General features: G+C 30.4%; 17 protein-coding genes. 4 read left to right on the forward strand and 13 right to left on the reverse strand.

Features of this window, described 5'->3' with window-relative positions:
- Nucleotides 1–7: 7 nt before the first annotated feature.
- From IU405_RS13350 to argS, 4 genes are all read right to left on the reverse strand, one after another.
- Nucleotides 8–1564 carry a glycosyltransferase family 2 protein gene (locus tag IU405_RS13350; protein ID WP_197439109.1) on the reverse strand — a complete coding sequence of 519 codons (1557 nt, stop codon included), beginning with the start codon at nucleotides 1562–1564 and terminating at the stop codon, nucleotides 8–10.
- Nucleotides 1565–2527, reverse strand: a complete 963-nt coding sequence (locus IU405_RS13355; RefSeq protein ID WP_197439110.1) for a HEAT repeat domain-containing protein — start codon at nucleotides 2525–2527, stop codon at nucleotides 1565–1567. It abuts the gene before it with no gap.
- A 286-nt stretch (nucleotides 2528–2813) separates the two neighbouring features.
- A complete protein-coding gene (gene lpdA, locus IU405_RS13360) occupies nucleotides 2814–4202 on the reverse strand; it encodes a dihydrolipoyl dehydrogenase (protein WP_197439111.1) in 1389 nt (462 codons plus the stop codon).
- 62 nt (nucleotides 4203–4264) lie between these two features.
- Nucleotides 4265–6043, reverse strand: coding sequence for an arginine--tRNA ligase (argS, locus tag IU405_RS13365; RefSeq protein WP_197439112.1), 1779 nt, complete (start codon nucleotides 6041–6043; stop codon nucleotides 4265–4267).
- Nucleotides 6044–6118: 75 nt separating this feature from the next.
- On the opposite strand from argS, the gene IU405_RS13370 reads away from it, so the two are divergent.
- The gene (locus IU405_RS13370) at nucleotides 6119–6631 is read left to right on the forward strand and encodes a YkgJ family cysteine cluster protein (RefSeq protein WP_197439113.1); all 513 of its coding nucleotides are present in this window, start codon (nucleotides 6119–6121) and stop codon (nucleotides 6629–6631) included.
- 21 nt (nucleotides 6632–6652) lie between these two features.
- On the opposite strand, the gene IU405_RS13375 is transcribed toward IU405_RS13370, so the two are convergent.
- On the reverse strand, nucleotides 6653–7849 hold the full coding sequence (locus IU405_RS13375) for an exo-beta-N-acetylmuramidase NamZ domain-containing protein (protein ID WP_197439344.1): 1197 nt from the start codon (nucleotides 7847–7849) through the stop codon (nucleotides 6653–6655).
- Between the two features lie 4 nt (nucleotides 7850–7853).
- Here IU405_RS13375 and IU405_RS13380 point away from each other — a divergent pair, with 4 nt between their 5' ends.
- Complete coding sequence (locus tag IU405_RS13380; RefSeq protein WP_197439114.1) at nucleotides 7854–9089, forward strand: ABC transporter permease; 1236 nt, start codon at nucleotides 7854–7856, stop codon at nucleotides 9087–9089.
- A 169-nt stretch (nucleotides 9090–9258) separates the two neighbouring features.
- Here IU405_RS13380 and lipA read toward each other — a convergent pair whose 3' ends face one another.
- The 7 genes from lipA to IU405_RS13415 all read right to left on the reverse strand — a co-directional run bounded on the left by lipA (nucleotide 9259) and on the right by IU405_RS13415 (nucleotide 15534).
- Nucleotides 9259–10128 carry a lipoyl synthase gene (gene lipA, locus IU405_RS13385; RefSeq protein WP_197439115.1) on the reverse strand — a complete coding sequence of 290 codons (870 nt, stop codon included), beginning with the start codon at nucleotides 10126–10128 and terminating at the stop codon, nucleotides 9259–9261.
- A 40-nt stretch (nucleotides 10129–10168) separates the two neighbouring features.
- Complete coding sequence (locus tag IU405_RS13390; RefSeq protein WP_197439116.1) at nucleotides 10169–11389, reverse strand: Nramp family divalent metal transporter; 1221 nt, start codon at nucleotides 11387–11389, stop codon at nucleotides 10169–10171.
- Entirely contained in the window at nucleotides 11390–11953 is a 564-nt protein-coding gene (locus tag IU405_RS13395; protein WP_197439117.1) for an RNA polymerase sigma factor, read from the reverse strand.
- Nucleotides 11944–13044, reverse strand: coding sequence for a glycosyltransferase (locus tag IU405_RS13400; RefSeq protein WP_197439118.1), 1101 nt, complete (start codon nucleotides 13042–13044; stop codon nucleotides 11944–11946). Before IU405_RS13400 ends, IU405_RS13395 begins: the two co-directional genes overlap by 10 nt.
- An 11-nt stretch (nucleotides 13045–13055) precedes the next feature.
- Nucleotides 13056–13259: a membrane or secreted protein gene (locus IU405_RS13405; protein WP_197439119.1), complete on the reverse strand. Its 204-nt coding sequence runs from the start codon at nucleotides 13257–13259 to the stop codon at nucleotides 13056–13058.
- A gap of 73 nt (nucleotides 13260–13332) precedes the next feature.
- Complete coding sequence (murB, locus tag IU405_RS13410; RefSeq protein WP_197439120.1) at nucleotides 13333–14343, reverse strand: UDP-N-acetylmuramate dehydrogenase; 1011 nt, start codon at nucleotides 14341–14343, stop codon at nucleotides 13333–13335.
- The gene (locus IU405_RS13415) at nucleotides 14344–15534 is read right to left on the reverse strand and encodes a pyridoxal phosphate-dependent aminotransferase (RefSeq protein ID WP_197439121.1); all 1191 of its coding nucleotides are present in this window, start codon (nucleotides 15532–15534) and stop codon (nucleotides 14344–14346) included.
- 162 nt (nucleotides 15535–15696) lie between these two features.
- On the opposite strand from IU405_RS13415, the gene IU405_RS13420 reads away from it, so the two are divergent.
- Complete coding sequence (locus IU405_RS13420; RefSeq protein ID WP_197439122.1) at nucleotides 15697–17034, forward strand: aspartyl protease family protein; 1338 nt, start codon at nucleotides 15697–15699, stop codon at nucleotides 17032–17034.
- Between the two features lie 4 nt (nucleotides 17035–17038).
- On the opposite strand, the gene IU405_RS13425 is transcribed toward IU405_RS13420, so the two are convergent.
- Nucleotides 17039–17440, reverse strand: coding sequence for a DUF1573 domain-containing protein (locus tag IU405_RS13425; RefSeq protein ID WP_197439123.1), 402 nt, complete (start codon nucleotides 17438–17440; stop codon nucleotides 17039–17041).
- A 123-nt stretch (nucleotides 17441–17563) separates the two neighbouring features.
- Here IU405_RS13425 and IU405_RS13430 point away from each other — a divergent pair, with 123 nt between their 5' ends.
- The gene (locus tag IU405_RS13430) at nucleotides 17564–20209 is read left to right on the forward strand and encodes a valine--tRNA ligase (RefSeq protein ID WP_197439124.1); all 2646 of its coding nucleotides are present in this window, start codon (nucleotides 17564–17566) and stop codon (nucleotides 20207–20209) included.
- Nucleotides 20210–20217 lie beyond the last annotated feature (8 nt).

A 20217-nucleotide genomic window follows, 5' to 3' on the forward strand; every position in this document is an offset into this window, starting at 1 on the left:
GGGTAGTTTATGTTTTTATTTGTTCTACTTCACCAGATAATTTCTTTTCTTTCAATCTGTCTAAAATATTCGATTTTTTCTGATTATTTTCATTTCCAGAAGAGCTTGAATCATTTGAATTTGAATCACTTTTCTCAGAGCCCTCCTCTTTTTTCTCATTTTCAAATCCTTGTCTTGTCATTGTTCCCCAAGCTAATTCTCGCGATGTGATAAAACTATAATATCCTTTTAACGAGAAAAACATAATCATTGGGTGATATAAAATGGGCTCAATAAATGCGGTTAAAAACAATGATAATACTTCTCTTGTGGTGTTGTAATACTTAAACGTCATTTGATCCCAAATAATTACAACTGAAGAAATCATAATCGCAAAAGTGTATGAATATAACAAAATAAGTGGGGCAAAACTCCAATTAATATAACCGTACAAGAATAAAAATATTGTAAAAAGTATTCCAAAAGCTTCAATTATTGGTGCTAAAAACTCAAAAATGAAGATATATGGAAACGTAATTAATCCCAATCTTTTATAATTGGGATTAAATAGAATTTTACGGTGATCCGTAAACATTTGAAACAAACCTGAAGCCCATCTTGTTCTTTGCCTACTTAAAATTTTAATGTTAGGAGGCCCTTCTGTCCAACAACAGGAGAGAGGAATATATCCAATTTTATAAGCAAGCCTGTTGTTCATCATATGCGCAGCCATTCGCGTCAGCATATCCATGTCTTCAGCATGAGAATCTGCTCCATAACCACCAGCTTTGATGGCAATTTCTTTATCAAACATTCCTAAGCCTCCTGAAACATTTGGTACGCAGTTTATTAATTCCCAACCCATTTTTCCTAATAAATAAGAACGAATATATTCTAATTCTTGAAAACGTGGAATCAACGCTTTTGGAGGTCTTACTCTTGTGATAATTCCTTCTTCAATCTCACAGTTATTTGACATTCGCAATGTTGCACCAACTGCAATAACTCGTACTTTCGAGTTTAAAATTGGCTTAATCATTTTAGTCAATGTATTTCTTGCCAAAATACAATCTACATCTGTGTTTAAATAATATGGAAATACAGAAGCATTTAGTCCAGCATTGAAAGCATCTGCTTTTGTTCCCCCATTTTCTTTATCAATTACAGTTAAAATTTCGTATTTCGGATTTTGAGATTTGAAAGTTCTTTTGTAAGGTTTTGTTTTAATTTTTTCTACATAAGCGAATGGAGCTTCTACCAGATCAAATTCTTTTATGAGTAATTCAAGAGTTTTATCTTTACTTCCATCATTCACAATAATTACTTCAAAAATGGGGTAGTTCAATGTTAAAAGTGATTTTACATTTACGATAATTGTTTTTTCTTCGTTATATGCAGGTGCAATTACAGAAATACCTGGGGCTAAATTAGAGCTCAGTAATTCTTCATCATCAATATCCGTGTTGTAGCTTTTATAGTTATTTATAGCAATGAAAGAAAATATAGCTAGAACCATGTAACTCAAAATTAGTGAGGTTGCATAGAAAAAAATAAAATATTCGTAAACTTTTACAAAAAACTCCATTTATTTGTACTTGATCAGTGGGGTTTCAATATGTTTCAAAATAGTAAGGTCAAAACCTTTTAAAGAATTTTTTAAATTCTGAAAAGCGATTTTCCCCTCATAACTATAATTTAAAATTGCTTCTGCAATAATCTTTTTTGTATCAATATTGTTTGTTTCACTAAAAATTTCTTGTAAAAATTTCAGTGATTTTCCGGTATTAAATTTTTTGATAGTTTTTACAATTGCAACCTGACAAACTTCAGGTTCTGTATAATATCTATCAATTAGTGTTTGTTCTGTGTCTTTAATCCCTAATTCTCCTAACGTTAAAATTGCTTCAGCTCTTACTTTTGCGTTATCATCTTCAAGTTTTTCAAGTAAAATTTCATCAATCCCTTTTTGTTTAAAATATCCTACCATTTTAATCAAAAAGATTACCAAAGAGTCATTTTTTGAGTAGTTAATCCATTTTCCTAAACCCTCTAGATTTCCCCTTTGGCTTTGTAATTTTAAATATTGCATCAATTCTATTTCATCCCATTTCGTTAATGATGTATCATATTCATCAAAAAAACGGTAAGGGTCATTGGAACTTAATGCTAAATATGAATTACGAGCCTCTGTTCTTATTTGTGAATTTCTACTATATGCATGCGTCAACACTTTTGAATCAAATTTATTCAAATTTAATACAAAAGCTTCTTGAAATGCATCCATTTTTTCACTATTTGACCTTGAGTCAAATTTTGCCTCTAAATGCTCAATAATTCCTAAAGATTTTATGATATGATTATAGTGGTCAGATTTTCTATTTTCGTTTTTAAATCCAACCAAAACATCAACAGCATAATCTAAAGATTCTCTATTTACCTCACCAACAATTTCTTTGAAACGCTCAAAAAATTCAACCTCGTCATATTTTTCATTTTCAAAAAGCACCTCCTCAAATAATTTTTTGATTTCGGGTAATTTTTCTTTCAAAAATCGTTGAATTTTGTTGTGTTTTTTTCTAATTGTATAAATTGTTATTACAAGAGCAATTGATGCAATGATGAAAAACATCGTTAAAACGATGGTGATTTGAATGATAAGAGGGAACGTTTTTATCTTATAAACAAAAGATAGTAGCCACTCAACAAAACCCATTTATTATATTTTATATTAACTATTTAAATATCGCTTAAATGAGGGAAATTTATGCATAAAAACGCCACAAATGTAATAAAATTTTCAGTAAAATCAACGATTTTATATTAATTACGTAAAATCACAAATGAATCACTTCTCCATAGGCATCAGCTACTGCTTCCATTACAGCCTCACTCATTGTTGGGTGTGGATGAATAGCTTTTAAAACTTCATGACCTGTAGTTTCTAATTTTCTTCCTAAAACAGCTTCAGCAATCATATCTGTTACACCAGCGCCAATCATATGACAGCCTAACCATTCTCCATATTTTGCATCAAAAATTACTTTTACAAATCCATCTGGAGTTCCTGCAGCTTTTGCTTTTCCTGAGGCTGAGAAAGGGAATTTCCCAATTTTCAATTCATATCCAGCTTCTTTTGCTTTTGCTTCTGTCAAACCAACTGAAGCGATTTCTGGAGTAGCATATGTACAACCAGGAATGTTTCCATAATCAATTGGTTCAGTGTGCAATCCTGCCATTTTTTCAACACATGTAATTCCTTCAGCAGATGCTACATGTGCTAATGCTGGACCTGGAACAACATCGCCAATGGCATAATATCCAGGAATATTTGTTTGATACCAATCGTTTACCAAAATTTTATCTCTATCAACGATGATTCCAACATCTTCCAAACCAATATTTTCGATATTTGTTTTAATTCCAACTGCTGATAATAAAATATCCGCCTCTAAAACTTCTTCTCCTTTTTTCGTTTTTACATAGGCTTTTACACCTTCTCCAGAAGTATCAATAGATTCTACTGATGAACTTGTCATGATTTTTATTCCTGCTTTTTTCATTGAACGTTCCATTTGTTTTGAAATATCTTCGTCTTCAATAGGAACGATATTTGGCATAAATTCAACAATGGTGACTTCAGTTCCCATGGTATTGTAAAAATGAGCAAACTCAACACCAATAGCACCTGAACCAACAACTATCATTGATTTTGGTTGTTTTGGTAATGACATTGCTTTTCTATACTCAATCACTTTTATGCCATCTTGTGGAATGTTTGGTAATTCACGAGAACGTGCACCAGTAGCAATAATGATATTTTCTGCTGCATATTCTGTTACAGTTCCATCGGCTGCAGTTACATCTACTTTTTTTCCTGGTTTTATTTTTCCAAAGCCGTCAATGATGTCAATTTTATTTTTTTTCATCAAAAATTGAACTCCTTTGCTCATTCCATCAGCTACATTTCTGCTTCTTTTGATAACCGCTTCAAAATCTTTATCAATGGCTTCTGCTTTTAATCCATATTCATCAACATGTTTTAAATAGTCATATACTTGCGCAGATTTTAACAATGCTTTTGTAGGTATACAACCCCAATTCAAACAAATTCCTCCCAAACTTTCTTTTTCAACAATGGCAGTTTTAAAACCTAATTGTGATGCTCTAATTGCTGTTACATATCCTCCAGGACCACTTCCGATAATAATAATGTCGTAATTCATAATAGTTTATTTTTGTAATGTTGGGTTTGTTTACGGTTGCAAATTTAATCAATAAAATCTTTTTACATTCTCTCAGGAACGTTAATTCCTAAAAGTGAAAAAGACTGTTTGATAATATCTGCTACTTTTTTTGAAATTTGAACTCTCAATATTTTTTTCTGATGATTTTCTTCTCCTAAAATAGATACATTTTGGTAAAAAGAATTGAATTCTTTCACCAATTCATACGTGTAATTTGCAATAATTGCAGGTGAATAATTATGGGCTGCTTGTTGCACAGTTTCTGGGAATAAAGCCATTTGTTTGATGAGTTCTTTTTCCTTTTCATGAAGTTCTATATCGCTTAAATTCAGGCTATAATCAAAACTTGCTTTTCTGATGATGGATTGAATTCTAGCATAAGTATATTGAATAAATGGCCCTGTGTTTCCTTGAAAATCTACGGATGATTTTGGGTCAAATAAAATTCGTTTTTTAGGGTCTACTTTCAAGATAAAATATTTTAAAGCACCCAAACCAATGGTTTTGTACAATTCATTTTTTTCCGATTCAGAATAACCATCCAATTTTCCTAGTTCTTCAGAAATAGTTTTAGCAGTTTCAGTCATTTCAAGCATCAAATCATCTGCATCAACTACAGTTCCTTCTCTTGATTTCATTTTTCCTGAAGGTAAATCTACCATTCCATAACTCAAGTGAAATAAGTTTTTTGACCAATCAAATCCTAATTTTTTCAAAATCAAAAACAACACTTGAAAATGGTAATCTTGCTCATTTCCAACAGTATAGACCATTCCTCCAACATCTTTCAAATCTTTGACACGTTGAATAGCAGTTCCAATATCTTGGGTCATATACACAGCAGTTCCATCCGAACGCAATACGATTTTTTCGTCTAAACCTTCCTCTGTCAAATCACACCAAACAGAACCATCTTCTTTTTTGTAAAAAACACCTTTTTCAATTCCTGCTGCAACAACGTCTTTTCCTAACAAATAAGTGTCACTTTCATAATACAATGCATCAAAATCAACACCTAAATTTTGATAAGTTACTGCAAAACCATCATAAACCCACGCATTCATTTTTTTCCAAAGTGCCACAGTTTCTTCATCACTATTTTCCCATTTTCTAAGCATTTCTTGAGCTTCTAATATAAGAGGAGCCGTTTTTTTTGCTTCTTCTTCTGATGTTCCTTGAGAAATTAATTCCGAAATTTCTTTTTTATATTCTTGATCAAATTTCACATAATAATTCCCAACCAATTTATCGCCTTTCAGTCCATTTGATTCTGGAGTTTCTCCATTTCCAAACAATTTCCAAGCCAACATGGATTTACAAATATGAATTCCTCTGTCGTTGATAATTTGGGTTTTGTACACTTTTTTTCCTGAAGCTTTGATGATTTCTGCTACAGCATATCCCAATAAATTATTGCGAACATGACCTAAATGTAAAGGTTTGTTAGTGTTTGGTGAAGAATATTCAACCATAATTGCCTTTTCATTTTCTTTCGGATTTTCAAATCCATAAGTTGAATTTTCAAACATCGAGTTGAAAAGTTGTAAGAAATAACGATCGTCAATAACAAGATTTAAAAAACCTTTTACCACATTGAAGCGATTGATTTCAGCTACATTTTCAACCAAATAATTTCCTAATTTTTCTCCAATTTCAGCTGGATTTCCTTTGATATATCTCAATAATGGAAAAATAACTACAGTAATATCTCCTTCAAATTCTTTGCGAGTTGCTTGAAATTCTACACTTGGAATTTCTATTTGATACAGTTTTAAAAAGCCTTCTTTTAGGTGAGATTCAATAATATGTTGAATGGTCATTTCTTTGAAAAAAATTAAGCCACGAAATTACAATTTTTAGATAAATTTTAGGGTAAAATAGTGTAATTTTCGACCATGGAAGAATATTTACAACAATTACCAAAATTAGCTGCACAAACCAAAAAAGAAAATCAGCAATATTTTGCACTTTTAAAAAAACGAACTCCTAAAAATTTGGATTATATCATGCAGGAATTGCATGACAAAGAATTTGAAAAAACGGATTGTTTGACTTGTGGAAATTGTTGTAAAACTACTAGCCCTATTTTTACTGAAAAAGATATTGAGCGAATTTCTAAATATCTAAAAATGAAAATATTAGATTTTACGAATCACTATTTACAAAGAGATGAAGATGATTTTATGGTGCTAAAATCAGCTCCTTGTTCGTTTTTAGATTTGGAGAATAATGAATGTACGATTTACGATGTTCGTCCAAAAGCGTGTGCAGAATATCCTCACACAAATCGTCGAAAATTTATTCAAATTACTGATTTAACGATTGCAAATACGTCAATTTGTCCTGCAACTTTTAAAATTGTTGAAGCGTTGAAAAAAAGAGTTTCTTTTGATTTGAGTAAGAAATAACCTTAAATTTTGAATCTTGAATTATCTGTAAATCAAGTATTTTTTTCTGATTTCTTTAAAATCTCTCAAATCATCTTTCCAGCTTTTTCTGATTTCTCTTTCAGTAAATCCTTGTTCTATTTGTTCTTGTAGCTTTTTTGTACCTGCAAGTTTTGTGAAGAATATTGTAAAATAAGGGTTTTCATACGTATTTTGTTGATAGGTGTCCAACAGCCATTCTAAATTGATTTGCTCTAAATCTTCTATTTCTCTCAAATCTTTTCCATAACAAATCAATCCTTCATGTTTTGGATATTTAGATCCGTTATTTGGTTTTGGGATGAACTGAAATTCTCTATCATTTAAAAACGGAGAACCATACACTTGAAATTGCATTTCAGTTCCACGTCCAACAGAAACACTAGTTCCTTCAAAAAAACACAAACTAGGGTAGAGGTTGATGCTTTTGTCATTGGGTAGATTTGGAGAAGGTTTTACAGGTAATGAATAGCGTTTTTTGTGATTGTAATTAGCAATCGGAATTACGGTTACATCACATTGAATTTCATTCAATAACCATTTTTCACCTACAATCATTTGTCCATATTCACCAATTGTCATTCCATAAACCACAGGAACTCTGTGCAAACCAACAAAACTGGTGTGTTCTAATTCCAACACAGGACCATCAATATAATGAGCATTCGGATTGGGTCTGTCCAAAATAATTACAGGAATATTGAGTTCGCCACAAGCTTCCAACACATAATGTAATGTAGAAATGTATGTAAAAAATCGAACGCCAACGTCTTGTAAATCGAAAACGATAACATCAATACCTTCTAATTGTGCTGCAGTTGGTTTTTTATTTTCTGCATATAATGACACAATTTCTAAACCCGTTTTTGTGTCTTTTCCATCCACAATTAGTTCACCAGCATCTGCACTTCCTCGAAAACCATGTTCAGGAGAAAACAATTTTTTCACTTCGATTTTTAAAGAAATTAAAGTATCAGCCAAATGTGTAAAATTTGTTGAATTGTTTTCTTTAACGATGATTGAAGTATGATTGCCAACAATTCCTACTTTTTTTCCCTCTAAAAGAGGTACATACAAATCAAATCTTTCAGCGCCAACTTCAATTGAATTATTTTTTGATTGACCACAAACAGTCATTCCAAAATTCAGGAAAAGAACTGAAAATAAATATGTACTTTTGAAAAGCTTTAAAAATAGCATCATTTTGAATTTAGAATTATTTATTGCAAAACGTATTGTTGTTGGTAAAAAGTATAAAAGTAGTATTTCAACACCAATTATAAAAATTGCAATTACAGCAATTGCTTTAGGAATGACAATTATGTTGATTGCAGTGGCAACAGCTGCTGGTTTGCAATCTAAAATTCGTGATAAAATGGCGGGTTTTAAAGGTCATGTTCAAATTGTGAATTTTGATGCCAATAATTCAGATGTTTCTATAACTCCAATTCAAAAAAATCAAGATTTTTATCCAACTTTTAAAAATATTGAGGGCATCAAAAAAGTACAAGTTTTTGCAAACAAAGCTGGGATTTTAAGAACAGAAACCGATTTTGAAGGAATTATTTTTAAAGGTGTTTCTGCAAAATATGATTGGACTTTTTTTCAAGAATATTTAGTGAAAGGAAGAATTCCGAATTTTAATAAATCAAGAAATAGAGAAATATTGCTTTCTGAAACATTGATTAATAGATTGAAAATCAATTTGAATGATACTATTTTAGCAACCTTTATCAAATCAGAAACCAGTAAATTGCCATCCAATAGAAAATATATTGTTGTCGGAATTTACAATACAGGTTTTGCACAATTTGATAAAAATATGATGATTGGAGATGTTAAAGAAGTTCAGAATTTGAATAATTGGACAGAAAATGAAATTGGTGGATTTGAAATTATTTTAGAAAATTTTGATGAAATTGCATTGAAAGGCGACCAAATTTACAATGAAATTGATTCCACGTTAAACAGCAAAACAATTATTGAAATGTATCCAAGTATTTTTGAATGGATTGAACTTTTTGATAACAATGTTTGGTTTATCATAGCCATCATGATTTTGATTGCTGGTATTAATATGATTACAGCATTACTAGTTTTGATTTTGGAACGAGTGCAAATGATTGGTATTTTAAAAGCGATAGGAAGTAACAATTATAGTATTCAAAAAATCTTTTTATACAATGCTTCAGCGTTGATTTTAAAAGGACTTTTTTGGGGAAATTTGATTGGATTGTCAATCATTGGAATTCAATATTTTTTTAAGATAATCACCTTAGATCCAGAAACGTATTATGTGGCAACTATGCCAGTTTACATCTCTTTTTCAGCTTTTGTATTGCTCAATATTGGCACACTCATTTGTTGTTTTCTAATGCTGATTATTCCCTCATTTATTGTTTCAAAAATTCACCCATCAAAAGCGATAAAATTTTCATAAGTGATTTTGGGAGTGTTTATAAAATAAAAAGACCGTATTAAAACGGTCTTTCTAACTCAACTAATTCAAATAATTTACACAATGAAAACTTTTTTACAAGCTTTCTAATTTAATATCAATCTTTGTGCCAAAGAATTATTTGAAATATATATTTTTTCAATTTTAACAATTATTTTGCGTGTTTGTGTGCTTTATACGATGAACGAACCAAAGCACCACTTTCTACATACATAAAACCCATTTCCAATCCAATGGTTTCGTATTTTTTAAATTGTTCAGGTGTGATAAATTCCTTTACAGGAAGATGATTTTTTGTGGGTTGCAAATATTGTCCAATTGTCAAAACATCCAATCCAACAGCTTTCAAATCATTCATAGTTTCAATAACTTCTTCTTCTTTTTCTCCCAAACCAAGCATCAAACCTGTTTTAGTTCGCATTCCTTTTTCTTTCAGATATTTTAAAACTCCTAAACTTCTATCGTATTTTGCTTGAATTCGAACTTCTCTAGTCAATCTTCTCACAGTTTCCATATTATGAGAAACCACTTCAGGATGCACTTCAATAATTCTGTCAATTTGATTTGTATTCCCTTGAAAATCAGGAATTAAAGTTTCTAAAGTTGTGTTTGGATTGGCTCTTCTTATAGCTTCAATAGTTTCTGCCCAAATAATGGAGCCTCCGTCTTTCAAATCATCTCTATCCACTGAAGTAATTACAGCATGTTTGATTCCCATAATTTTTATAGAGCGTGCTACTTTTTCAGGTTCATCCCATTCAACAGTTTCAGGTCTTCCCGTTTTTACGCCACAAAATCCACAAGAACGCGTACAGATATTTCCTAAAATCATGAAAGTTGCAGTGCCTTCTCCCCAACATTCTCCCATGTTTGGACAACTTCCGCTCGTACAAATGGTGTTCAATTTATATTTATCAACAAGTCCTCTAAGTTCAGTATATTTTTTACCTACAGGAAGTTTTACTCGTAACCAATTGGGTTTTTTTTGTCTTTCGGGAAGCACTACATTTTCTGTCGTCATTTTTGTTCTTTTTGAAGTTGCAAATTTACAAAGAAATGAATTAAATACTTGTTAAAAACCAAACGCTAAAACCAATCAAAAAAACAATTCCAATCAAACTCAGCATTTTTGTGAAAATATTGGGGTGAAATTCTTTAGGAGTATGTTTCCCAAAAATGAGAATTGTATTCATAATTGCATAAAAAGGGGCTGTTAAGAAAGATAAAATTGTAGCAACTTTTACTAAAATTCCCATATTTCCAATGAAAAATTGCAAAATTATAAAGGTTCCAATGAGTAGAAATAAAATCCAAAACCAATAAGTAAATATCGTTTTTTTATCAAATAATAAATTTGTAGAAATTGTCATGGCTCTTGGAGAAGCATCTAAAGTAGTAATTGTGGTACTAAACATTGTGGTGAAAGCTGCAATTGCAATGAAAATATAAGAGAAACCTCCTAAGTTTTTTGTGTATAAATTGATCAATTGTGAGGCAAAAACAGTGCCTTTATCTGAAAAAGTTTCTCCTGACGAAAACATTACTAAGGCACCTAAAGCAACAAAACAAACTCCCAAAAATAAAGTACCAATGTAACCAACATTAAAATCGAAAATGGCTTCTTTCGAAGTTGTTCTTGATTGTGTTGATTTATTTTTTTCTACTGACCAAATGGAATGCCAAATAGAAACATCTAATGGTGCTGGCATCCAACCTAAAAAAGCAATTAAAAAAGTAATTTCTACAGCTCCTGAAGGAATAATTTGCGAAAAACTAAATGATTGATTTGATTTTGATAAAGCAACCAAAACTGCTATTATTGTACTGATTGTCAATACAATAATGATGTATTTCATCAAATGATCAAGCAATTTATATTTTCCAATTAAAAGAATTAAAATACTGATAACTAGAAGTATAGTTGACCAAATTACTAAATTATTGGTAATTCCGAATAATTGTGAAGCCAATCCTGCAGTGACAATTGTTACAGCTGCTTGAATGGTAAACATAGTTGCAAAATTCAAAATATAGTAAATGGCCAAAACAGGTTTTCCTAATTTTCGATAACCATCTAACAAAGTTTCGCCAGTTGCAGCTGCATATCTTGGCCCAAATTGAAAAAAAGGATATTTAAAAAGATGTACTAAAAAAAGCGCCCAAATCAATCCAAAACCGAAATCTGCTCCAGCTCTTGTGGATTGAACCAAATGTGAAACCCCAACTGCAGCTCCAGCAAATAATAAACCAGGTCCAAAAGATTGCAGGAATTTTCTTTTCATTTAAGATTTTTTAATAATCTCAGCTAATAATTTTTTAGCTCTTAATAATTTGATTTTCAAATTATTAACAGGTTCTTGCAATTGCTCAGAAATTTCTTTATAACTCATTTCTTGAAAATAGCGCAATTGAATGACTTCCTGATATTTAGGTTTTAATTGCTTGATATCTCTCAATAATTTTGCTAAGTTTTGTTCACCAATGATAGTATCTTCTGGAGTTGGATTTTCATCAGCAATTTGATATACTTTTGCACCTTGTTCTTCCGTTATTTGAACTGAAATTGAACTGTTTTTCTTTCGTAAAAGATCAATATGAACGTTTTTAGAAATGGTAATTAACCAAGTTTTAAAAACGTAATTTTCATCAAAAGTGTCAATTTTTTCAAAGGCTTTAGAAAACGTTTGGATAGTAATATCCTCAGCTTCATTCTCGTTTTTGGTGCGTTTCAATTGATAATTATAAACAGCAATCCAAAAGGTATCCAACAAAAATCGAAAAGCAGCTTGATGACCACTTTTTGCCTTTGCAATTTGATTTTCAAGATTTTTAGAATCTATTTCCAACGAGTAGGTTTTGATGTCAAATTAGCAATAAAGATACTAATTTGAATCAATAAAAAACTAATATCTAAAATTGGTAAAAAATAAATTAGATTTTTTTCTTCCATTTTTTTTGCAGCAATTCCAATAACTATGAATTGCACTAAAAAGTAGGCAGCAATAATTGTTATTATAATTTGGTATGGATAAAAGAAAACTAATAAAATTCCCAAAACATAAAAAAATAATTTTGAAACACTAAATAATCCCAATAAAAAACGATGTTTGAATTGGTACCTTTTTTTCAATAAAACTTTCTTTTTTAGGATGGAAAACCAATTTTTAAACGAACTAGAATTTGCGCATTCAGTAAAACTGCTTTTATCAATTGTAAATGTTGTATTTGATTGATTTGAAGCGTCTTGAATGAATAAATCATCTTCGCCAAATTCATGTTTCATGTGATTGATATATCCTTTTGCGTTGTAAAACTCCGTTTTTTTATACGCTAAATTTTTGCCATCAGCCATCATGGGAATTCCTAATTTCGCAAAATTTAAGTATTGTAAACTAGTGATGAACTGGTAAAATCGAATTAAAAAGCTGGCAAACGATTTTTCATACGCAAAAGTTGAATATCCTAAAATAATAGACTTTTCTTCAGAAAAATTTTTACTCATTTCAGAAATCCAATTTTCAGAAACGGGTTTACAATTTGCTTCTGTAAAAAGTAAATGATCGAATTTTGCTGCCTTAATTCCCAATGTCAAAGCATATTTTTTACTTCCCCAAAAAGCTTCATTATTCTCAACATTTACGACGCGAATATTTGAGTGATTTTTTGCAAATGATTTGATGACTCTTTCTGTTTTATCGGTTGAATTATTATCAATCAAAACCACTTCGTAATTTGGGTAATTTTGTGTGAGAATATTTGGAAGAAAGTTTCTTAAATTTTCTGCACTATTTTTGGCGAAAATGATAACAGAAATTGGGTTTTTTGAATGACTTTTAGAACTTTTTTTAGCAAAAAAGACAGACGAAAAAATAAAATAATAAGCGATTTGAATTCCTGCAAAAAGTACAAAAATGTAGAAAACTACAGGGATAATCATAAAATTGAAAATTATTTATGTTGAGGTTCGTTGCAAGTATCAAATTGATCAGGAGTTTTCCCACAAAATCCGCAAGCAACACCTTCTTTATTTAACATTGGATTTTGACTTGCACAAGTTCCTGCAAATTTACCGTCCTTTTTAGCCCAAATTTTAATGGCAATTCCTGCAACACCTAATAGTAATAATCCGAAAGTTATCAATAATAATTTCATAGAAAATATAAAGCGCAAAGGTACAAATTATATAACAGTTTTTGAAATGGATTGCAAGGCTTTTTCAGAAAGTTTAAGCAATAATATTTACCTCAATTTCCAACTCAATTTCAAATTTTTCTAAAATAGTTTCCTGAATATTTTTAGCTAAATCCAAGATTTCCAAACCTGTAGCATTTCCATAATTGACTAAAACTAAAGCTTGTTTTTCGTGAACACCACAATTTCCAAATCGTTTTCCTTTAAAACCTGATTGTTCAATAAGCCAACCTGCAGGAATTTTAACTTCGGTTTCTGAAATTGTATAACTTGGAATTGTTGGATAATTTGAAAGTAATTTTTCAAAATGTTCGATTGAAATCAATGGATTTTTAAAAAAACTTCCACTATTTCCCAGTTCTTTTGGGTCTGGTAATTTTGATTTTCTGATGGCAATTACAGCATCAGAAATGTCTTTTAAAGTTGGATTGCTAATTTTTTTCGATCTCAATTCAGTTTCAATTGCGCCATAAGAAGTATGAAAAATATGGTGCTTTTTTGTCAATTTAAAGGAAACTGAAATAATGATGAATTGATTTTTTACCTCATTTTTGAAAATGGAATTTCTATAATCAAATTTGCAGGTTTCATTTGAAAATGATGTTATTTTTCCAGTTTCAATTTCAACTACTGAAACTTTTGTGATGGTATCTTTTACTTCAACTCCATAAGCGCCAATATTTTGCATAGGACAAGTGCCTACTTTTCCTGGAATTAATGATAAATTTTCTAAACCACCATAATTTTTATTGACAGTCCAAAGTACAAATTCGTGCCAATTTTCACCTGCATTTACAGTAACTTCGATACAATTATCATCTTCATTTTCTACTGTAATCCCTTTGATATCAATATGAACGACTAATTTTTCAATATCATTGGTTAGCAACATATTGCTACCTCCAGAAAGTAAAAAAATGTCTTTTTCTTTGGATAAAAGCAATTGCAATTCTTCTACAGAATGAATAGAAACAAAGCGTTTTGCTTTGACATCAATCCCGAAAGTATTGTAATTTTTAAGCGATATGTTTTCTAAAATATTCAATTAGTCTTTGTAAATTTTTAATGCTTTTTCTAAAATAAGTAATGCTTTTTTCAAACTTTCCTCATTCAAAACGTAAGCGAGTCTTATTTGATTTAGGCCAATATTGGGTGTTGAATAAAATCCTGCAGCAGGTGCAACCATTACAGTTTCCCCATTTACATCAAAAGATTCTAGCAACCATTGCGCAAATTTATCCGCATTTTTTATCGGCAATTCTACAATACAATAAAAGGCACCTTTTGGTTTTGCAACTCTAATTCCTTCAATTTTTTGCAATCCATTAATTAAGATGTCTCTTCTTTTTACATATTCATTTTTTACTTCTTCAAAATAAGATTGTGGTGTGTCTAAAGCTGCTTCACAAGCAATTTGCGCCAATGTTGGCGGACTCAAACGTGCTTGTGCAAATTTTAAAGCCGTTTTTATAACGTCTTTATTTTTTGAGACAATACAACCAATTCTTGCACCACACATACTATATCTTTTTGATACAGAATCTATTACAATTGCATGATTTTCTAAATTAGGTTCTTGTAAAATAGAATAATGTTCATTTCCATCATAAATAAATTCTCGATAAACTTCATCAGCAATTAAGAATAAATCGTGTTTGATGACAATTGCTGCCAATTTTTGAATCTCTTCTTTGCTATACAAATATCCTGTAGGATTTCCTGGATTGCAAATTAAAATTGCTTTTGTTTTTGAGGTAATTAATTTTTCAAAATCTTCAATAGGAGGTAAGGAAAAATTATCTTCAAATTTAGAAATCACAGGAACAATTTTTGCACCAGAAGCCGTTGAAAAACTATTGAAATTGGCATAAAAAGGTTCAGGAATAATGACTTCATCATCCGTATCTAAAATGCTTCCAAAAGCAAAAAGTAGTGCTTCAGAACCTCCAGTTGTAACAATTATTTCATCCTGATTTACATCAATTTTGTGTTTACTATAATAATGAGCAATTTTTTTTCGATATTGTTCAGAACCATTAGAACTTGAATATTCCAAAATTTTCAAAGAGTGATTGCTAATCGCTTTTAATGCAATTTCTGGAGTTTGAATATCTGGTTGACCAATATTCAAATGGTAAATTTTTTTGCCTTGTTTGATAGCTTTTTCAGCATAAGGAGCCAGTTTTCTGATTGGAGATTCTGGCATTTGATGTCCTTTTTTTGAGATAGAAGGCATATTGAAATTTTTGGTTTTTTTGAATGTGCAAATTTGCAAAATATATGTTTACAACGAACTTTTTAATGCATTTTCTTTAAAGGTTAATTATTTGCAAAAAAATAGTGTATTAAATTCATAATTCGTATTTTCAATCCAAATTTTTGAGAACTATTTTATTTTATGTTTAAAAACTTTCTTTTTTTTACTATTTTTTTCTTTTTACCTTTCAATTTAAAAGCGCAAAATGGCTTTCGTTTTATAAATCAAAGTAAAAAAAATGTTCGTGTTGATTTTAAATTGATCAATAATTTAATTGTAATTCCATTAAAAATTAATGGAAAGGAATTGTCATTTATTTTGGATACTGGTTCTAATAAAACCATCGTTTTTAATATCTCAGAAAATGATACTATTGGTTTGAAAAATTTAGAGAAAGTTGAACTTCAAGGGCTTGGAAAAGGAAATTCAGTAGAAGCTTTGTTGTCTCAAAATAATTCAATTTCATTGGGAAATATTCAAAGTGAGAATGAAACTATTTACGTTATTTTAAAAGATTATTTTGATTTATCAAGTAAAATGGGTACAACAATTCATGGAATCATTGGGCACAATCTTTTAAAGAATTTTACTATTAAAATCAATTATATTGCTAAAAAAATTGATTTTTATGAATCAAAAAATGGGGAGTTTAAAAAATGTAGAAAGTGTGCTGTTTTTCCAATAAAAATTATTAGAGGGAAGCCATTTTTAGAGGCTAAAGTACAAATAGATACTCTTGGTAATTCATTGACGGATGTAAATTTATTGATTGATTCTGGTGGAAGTGATGCTTTGTGGCTTTTTGAAGAATCTAAAAAAGAAATACAAACTCCAAATAATTTTTTTGTGGATATTTTGGGTGAAGGTTTAAGTGGAACTATTTATGGAAATAGGAGTAGAATTCCTTCTTTTAGGCTAGGCATTTTTCAGTTGGAAAAACCAACAGTTTCTTTTTTAGATTCATTGACAACCATAAATGCAAAAATTTTTAAAGAAAGAAATGGCAGTATTGGAGCAGGAATTTTGAAAAGATTTACAGTTTGGATTGATTATCCTAACAAAAAAATAATGTTGAAAAGGAATAGTAATTTTTCTGAAAAATTCAACTATAACATGAGTGGTTTAGAGGTGGTTTATAATGGAAAACAATTGGTTAGAGAAGAGGAAACAAAAACATTTACTGATGGTTATAATCAACAAATTGAATCAAGTAACTCAGTAAGTTTTGTGACCAGTTTTTCTTACAAATTCAAACCATCTTTTGTCATAAAAAGTGTTGTTAAAAACTCTCCTGCTGAAAAAGTTGGTTTGCTGAAAGACGACATAATTTTAAATATCAACGGAATTCAAGCGCATGAATTTACACTTGGAAAAATTATTGAAAAGTTTCAGGAAAAAGATGGTAAAAAAATAAAAATTACAGTTGATAGAAAAGGTCAAAAACTAAAATTTGAATTCTTTTTGAAGCAAAAAGTGTGAAAAATTAGTTAGAAATCAAACTTTTCTCTTTTTCTAACGAAGCAGCTTGCTCAACAATTCCTTTAATTCTGATTATTTTTCTAGGCTCTTTTGCGTTTGAAAAAATAGTAATTTGTTTAGAAAATCCGCCAACTCTTTTGGTATCGTAAGAAACTTTTATTTCTCCTTTTTCACCTGGCATGATTGGTTTTTCAGGTTTTTTAGGAACTGTACAACCACAAGAAGATTGAATATTTGTGATGATTAAAGGTTGCGTACCTACATTGGTAAAAACAAAAACTTTTTCACCATTTGAGTTTTGCGAAATTTTTCCATAATCAATAGTTTCAGTTTCAAACTTGAATTCTTGAGAATGAATTGATATTGAAATAAATAGAATTGTGAAAAATGAGAATATTGTTTTCATGTTTTTAAAAATTTGATGTAAAATTATTGAATAATATTTGTTTTAAAAAATCATATTGTAATTTTTTATACAAATCAGATAATTGTACTTTTGCGAACTATATATCAAAAATTATTCCGAAAAATGACAATTCCATCAAAATATGATGCAAGCCAAGTAGAAAGCAAATGGTATCAATATTGGACAGAACATCAATATTTTCACTCAACTCCTGATGAAAGAGAGCCTTATACGATTGTGATTCCTCCTCCAAATGTTACTGGAGTTTTGCACATGGGACACATGCTCAATAATACTATTCAAGATGTTTTGATAAGACGTGCACGTTTGTTGGGAAAAAATGCTTGTTGGGTTCCAGGAACTGATCATGCATCCATAGCTACTGAAGCAAAAGTGGTTGCAAAATTAAAAGAGCAAGGAATCAATAAAAACGACTTGACTCGCGAAGAATTTTTAGCTCATGCTTGGGAATGGAAAAATGAATATGGAGGCATTATTTTAGAGCAACTAAAAAAACTGGGAGCTTCTTGTGATTGGGATAGAACTGCGTTTACAATGGATTCAGCAATGTCAGAATCTGTTATTAAAGTTTTTGTTGATTTATATAATAAAGGATTGATTTACAGAGGATTCAGAATGGTAAATTGGGATCCAGAAGCAAAAACTACCTTGTCTGATGAAGAAGTTGTTTATGAGGAAAAACAAGGAAATTTATACTTTATAAATTATAAAATCCTTGATTCGCAAGAAACGTTAACAATCGCTACTACAAGACCAGAAACTATTTTTGGGGATACAGCTATTTGCATCAATCCAACAGATGAACGTTTTTCGCATTTAAAAGGAAAAAAAGCAATTGTACCAATCTGCAATCGAATTATTCCAATTATTGAAGACGAATATGTAGATGTTGAATTCGGAACTGGTTGTTTAAAAGTAACGCCAGCTCATGATGTCAATGACAAAACTTTAGGTGAAAAACACCATCTTGAAGTGATTGATATTTTTAATGACGATGCTACTTTAAATTCATTTGGATTGCATTATCAAGGAAAAGACCGTTTTGTGGTTCGTAAAGAAATCACCAAAGAATTAGAAAATTTGGGTTGTTTGTTGAAAACAGAACAACACATCAACAAAGTGGGAACTTCAGAAAGAACCAAAGCTGTGATTGAACCTAGATTGTCTGATCAATGGTTTTTGAAAATGGAAAATTTGGTAAAACCAGCTATTGATGCAGTTTTAGGTGAAAATTCCGAAATTAATTTGGTTCCAAAAAAGTTTGATAATACCTATCGTCATTGGATGGAAAACATTCGTGATTGGAATATTTCGCGACAATTGTGGTGGGGACAACAAATTCCTGCATATTATTTTGGTCCCGAAATTTCGGGAGGAAAAGAGGATTTTGTAGTAGCTGAAAACATCGAAAAAGCGCTTGAATTAGCAAAACTAAAAACGAATAATCAACAACTAACAACCAAAGATTTACAACAAGACAATGATGCTTTAGACACGTGGTTTTCCTCTTGGTTGTGGCCAATTTCGGTTTTTGATGGCATCAGAAATCCTGAAAATGAGGAAATTAATTATTATTATCCAACCAATGATTTGGTGACAGGTCCAGATATTTTGTTTTTTTGGGTGGCAAGAATGATTATTGCAGGGTATGAATATAGAGGTGAAAAACCATTTCAAAATGTATATTTGACAGGATTGGTTCGTGATAAACAACGAAGAAAAATGTCAAAATCTTTGGGAAATTCTCCTGATGCTTTAAAATTAATTGATGATTATGGAGCTGATGGAGTGAGAGTTGGCTTGTTATTAAGTTCTGCTGCAGGAAACGATTTGATGTTTGATGAAGAATTGTGTCAACAAGGAAAAGCGTTTGCAAATAAAATTTGGAATGCTTTCAGATTGATAAAAGGTTGGGAAATTGATGATAATTTAGCGCAACCAAACACTGCCAAAATAGGTTTGGAATGGTATGAAGCAAAATTCCAAAAAGCACTTTCAGAAATGGAAGATCACTTTTCAAAATACAGATTATCAGATGCTTTAATGAGTGTTTATAAACTGATTATGGATGATTTTTCCTCTTGGTTATTAGAGATTGTAAAACCAGCTTATCAGCAACCCATTGACAAAATTACCTTTGATAAAGTCATTGAAGTGTTGGAAAATAATTTGAAAATTTTACATCCATTTATGCCTTTTTTGACAGAAGAAATTTGGCAGCACATTACTGAAAGAACTCCTGAAGAAGCTTTGATTATTGCAAAATATCCAATAATAAAAGAGTATAATTCTGAGATTATTACTGATTTTGATTTTGCAACCAATATAATTTCAGGAATTAGAACGATCAGAAAAGAGCAGAATATTGCTTTTAAAGATGATATTGAATTGTTTGTAATTGGCAATGAAAATAATGCTGCTTTTTTTGATGAAATCATTCAAAAGTTGACAAATATTTCTGAAATCCAGTATATTTCTGAAAAAGTGGAAGGAGCTTCATTCAGAGTGAAATCCAATGAGTATTTCGTGCCAATTTCTAATTCAAATATTGATATTGCAGCCGAAAAAGTAAAATTGCAAGAAGAATTAAAAAGAGCTGAAGGATTTTTGGTTGGCGTTCAAAAAAAGTTGTCAAACGAACGTTTTGTCTCTAGCGCACCAGAAGAAGTGATTGTTTTAGAGCGCAAAAAAGAAGCGGATGCTTTGGCAAAAATTGACATGATAAAAAGTAGTTTATCAAACCTATAAAAAATAAA

The sequence above is a fragment of the Polaribacter sp. BAL334 genome, from assembly GCF_015767435.1.
Taxonomy (GTDB): Bacteria; Bacteroidota; Bacteroidia; order Flavobacteriales; family Flavobacteriaceae; genus Polaribacter.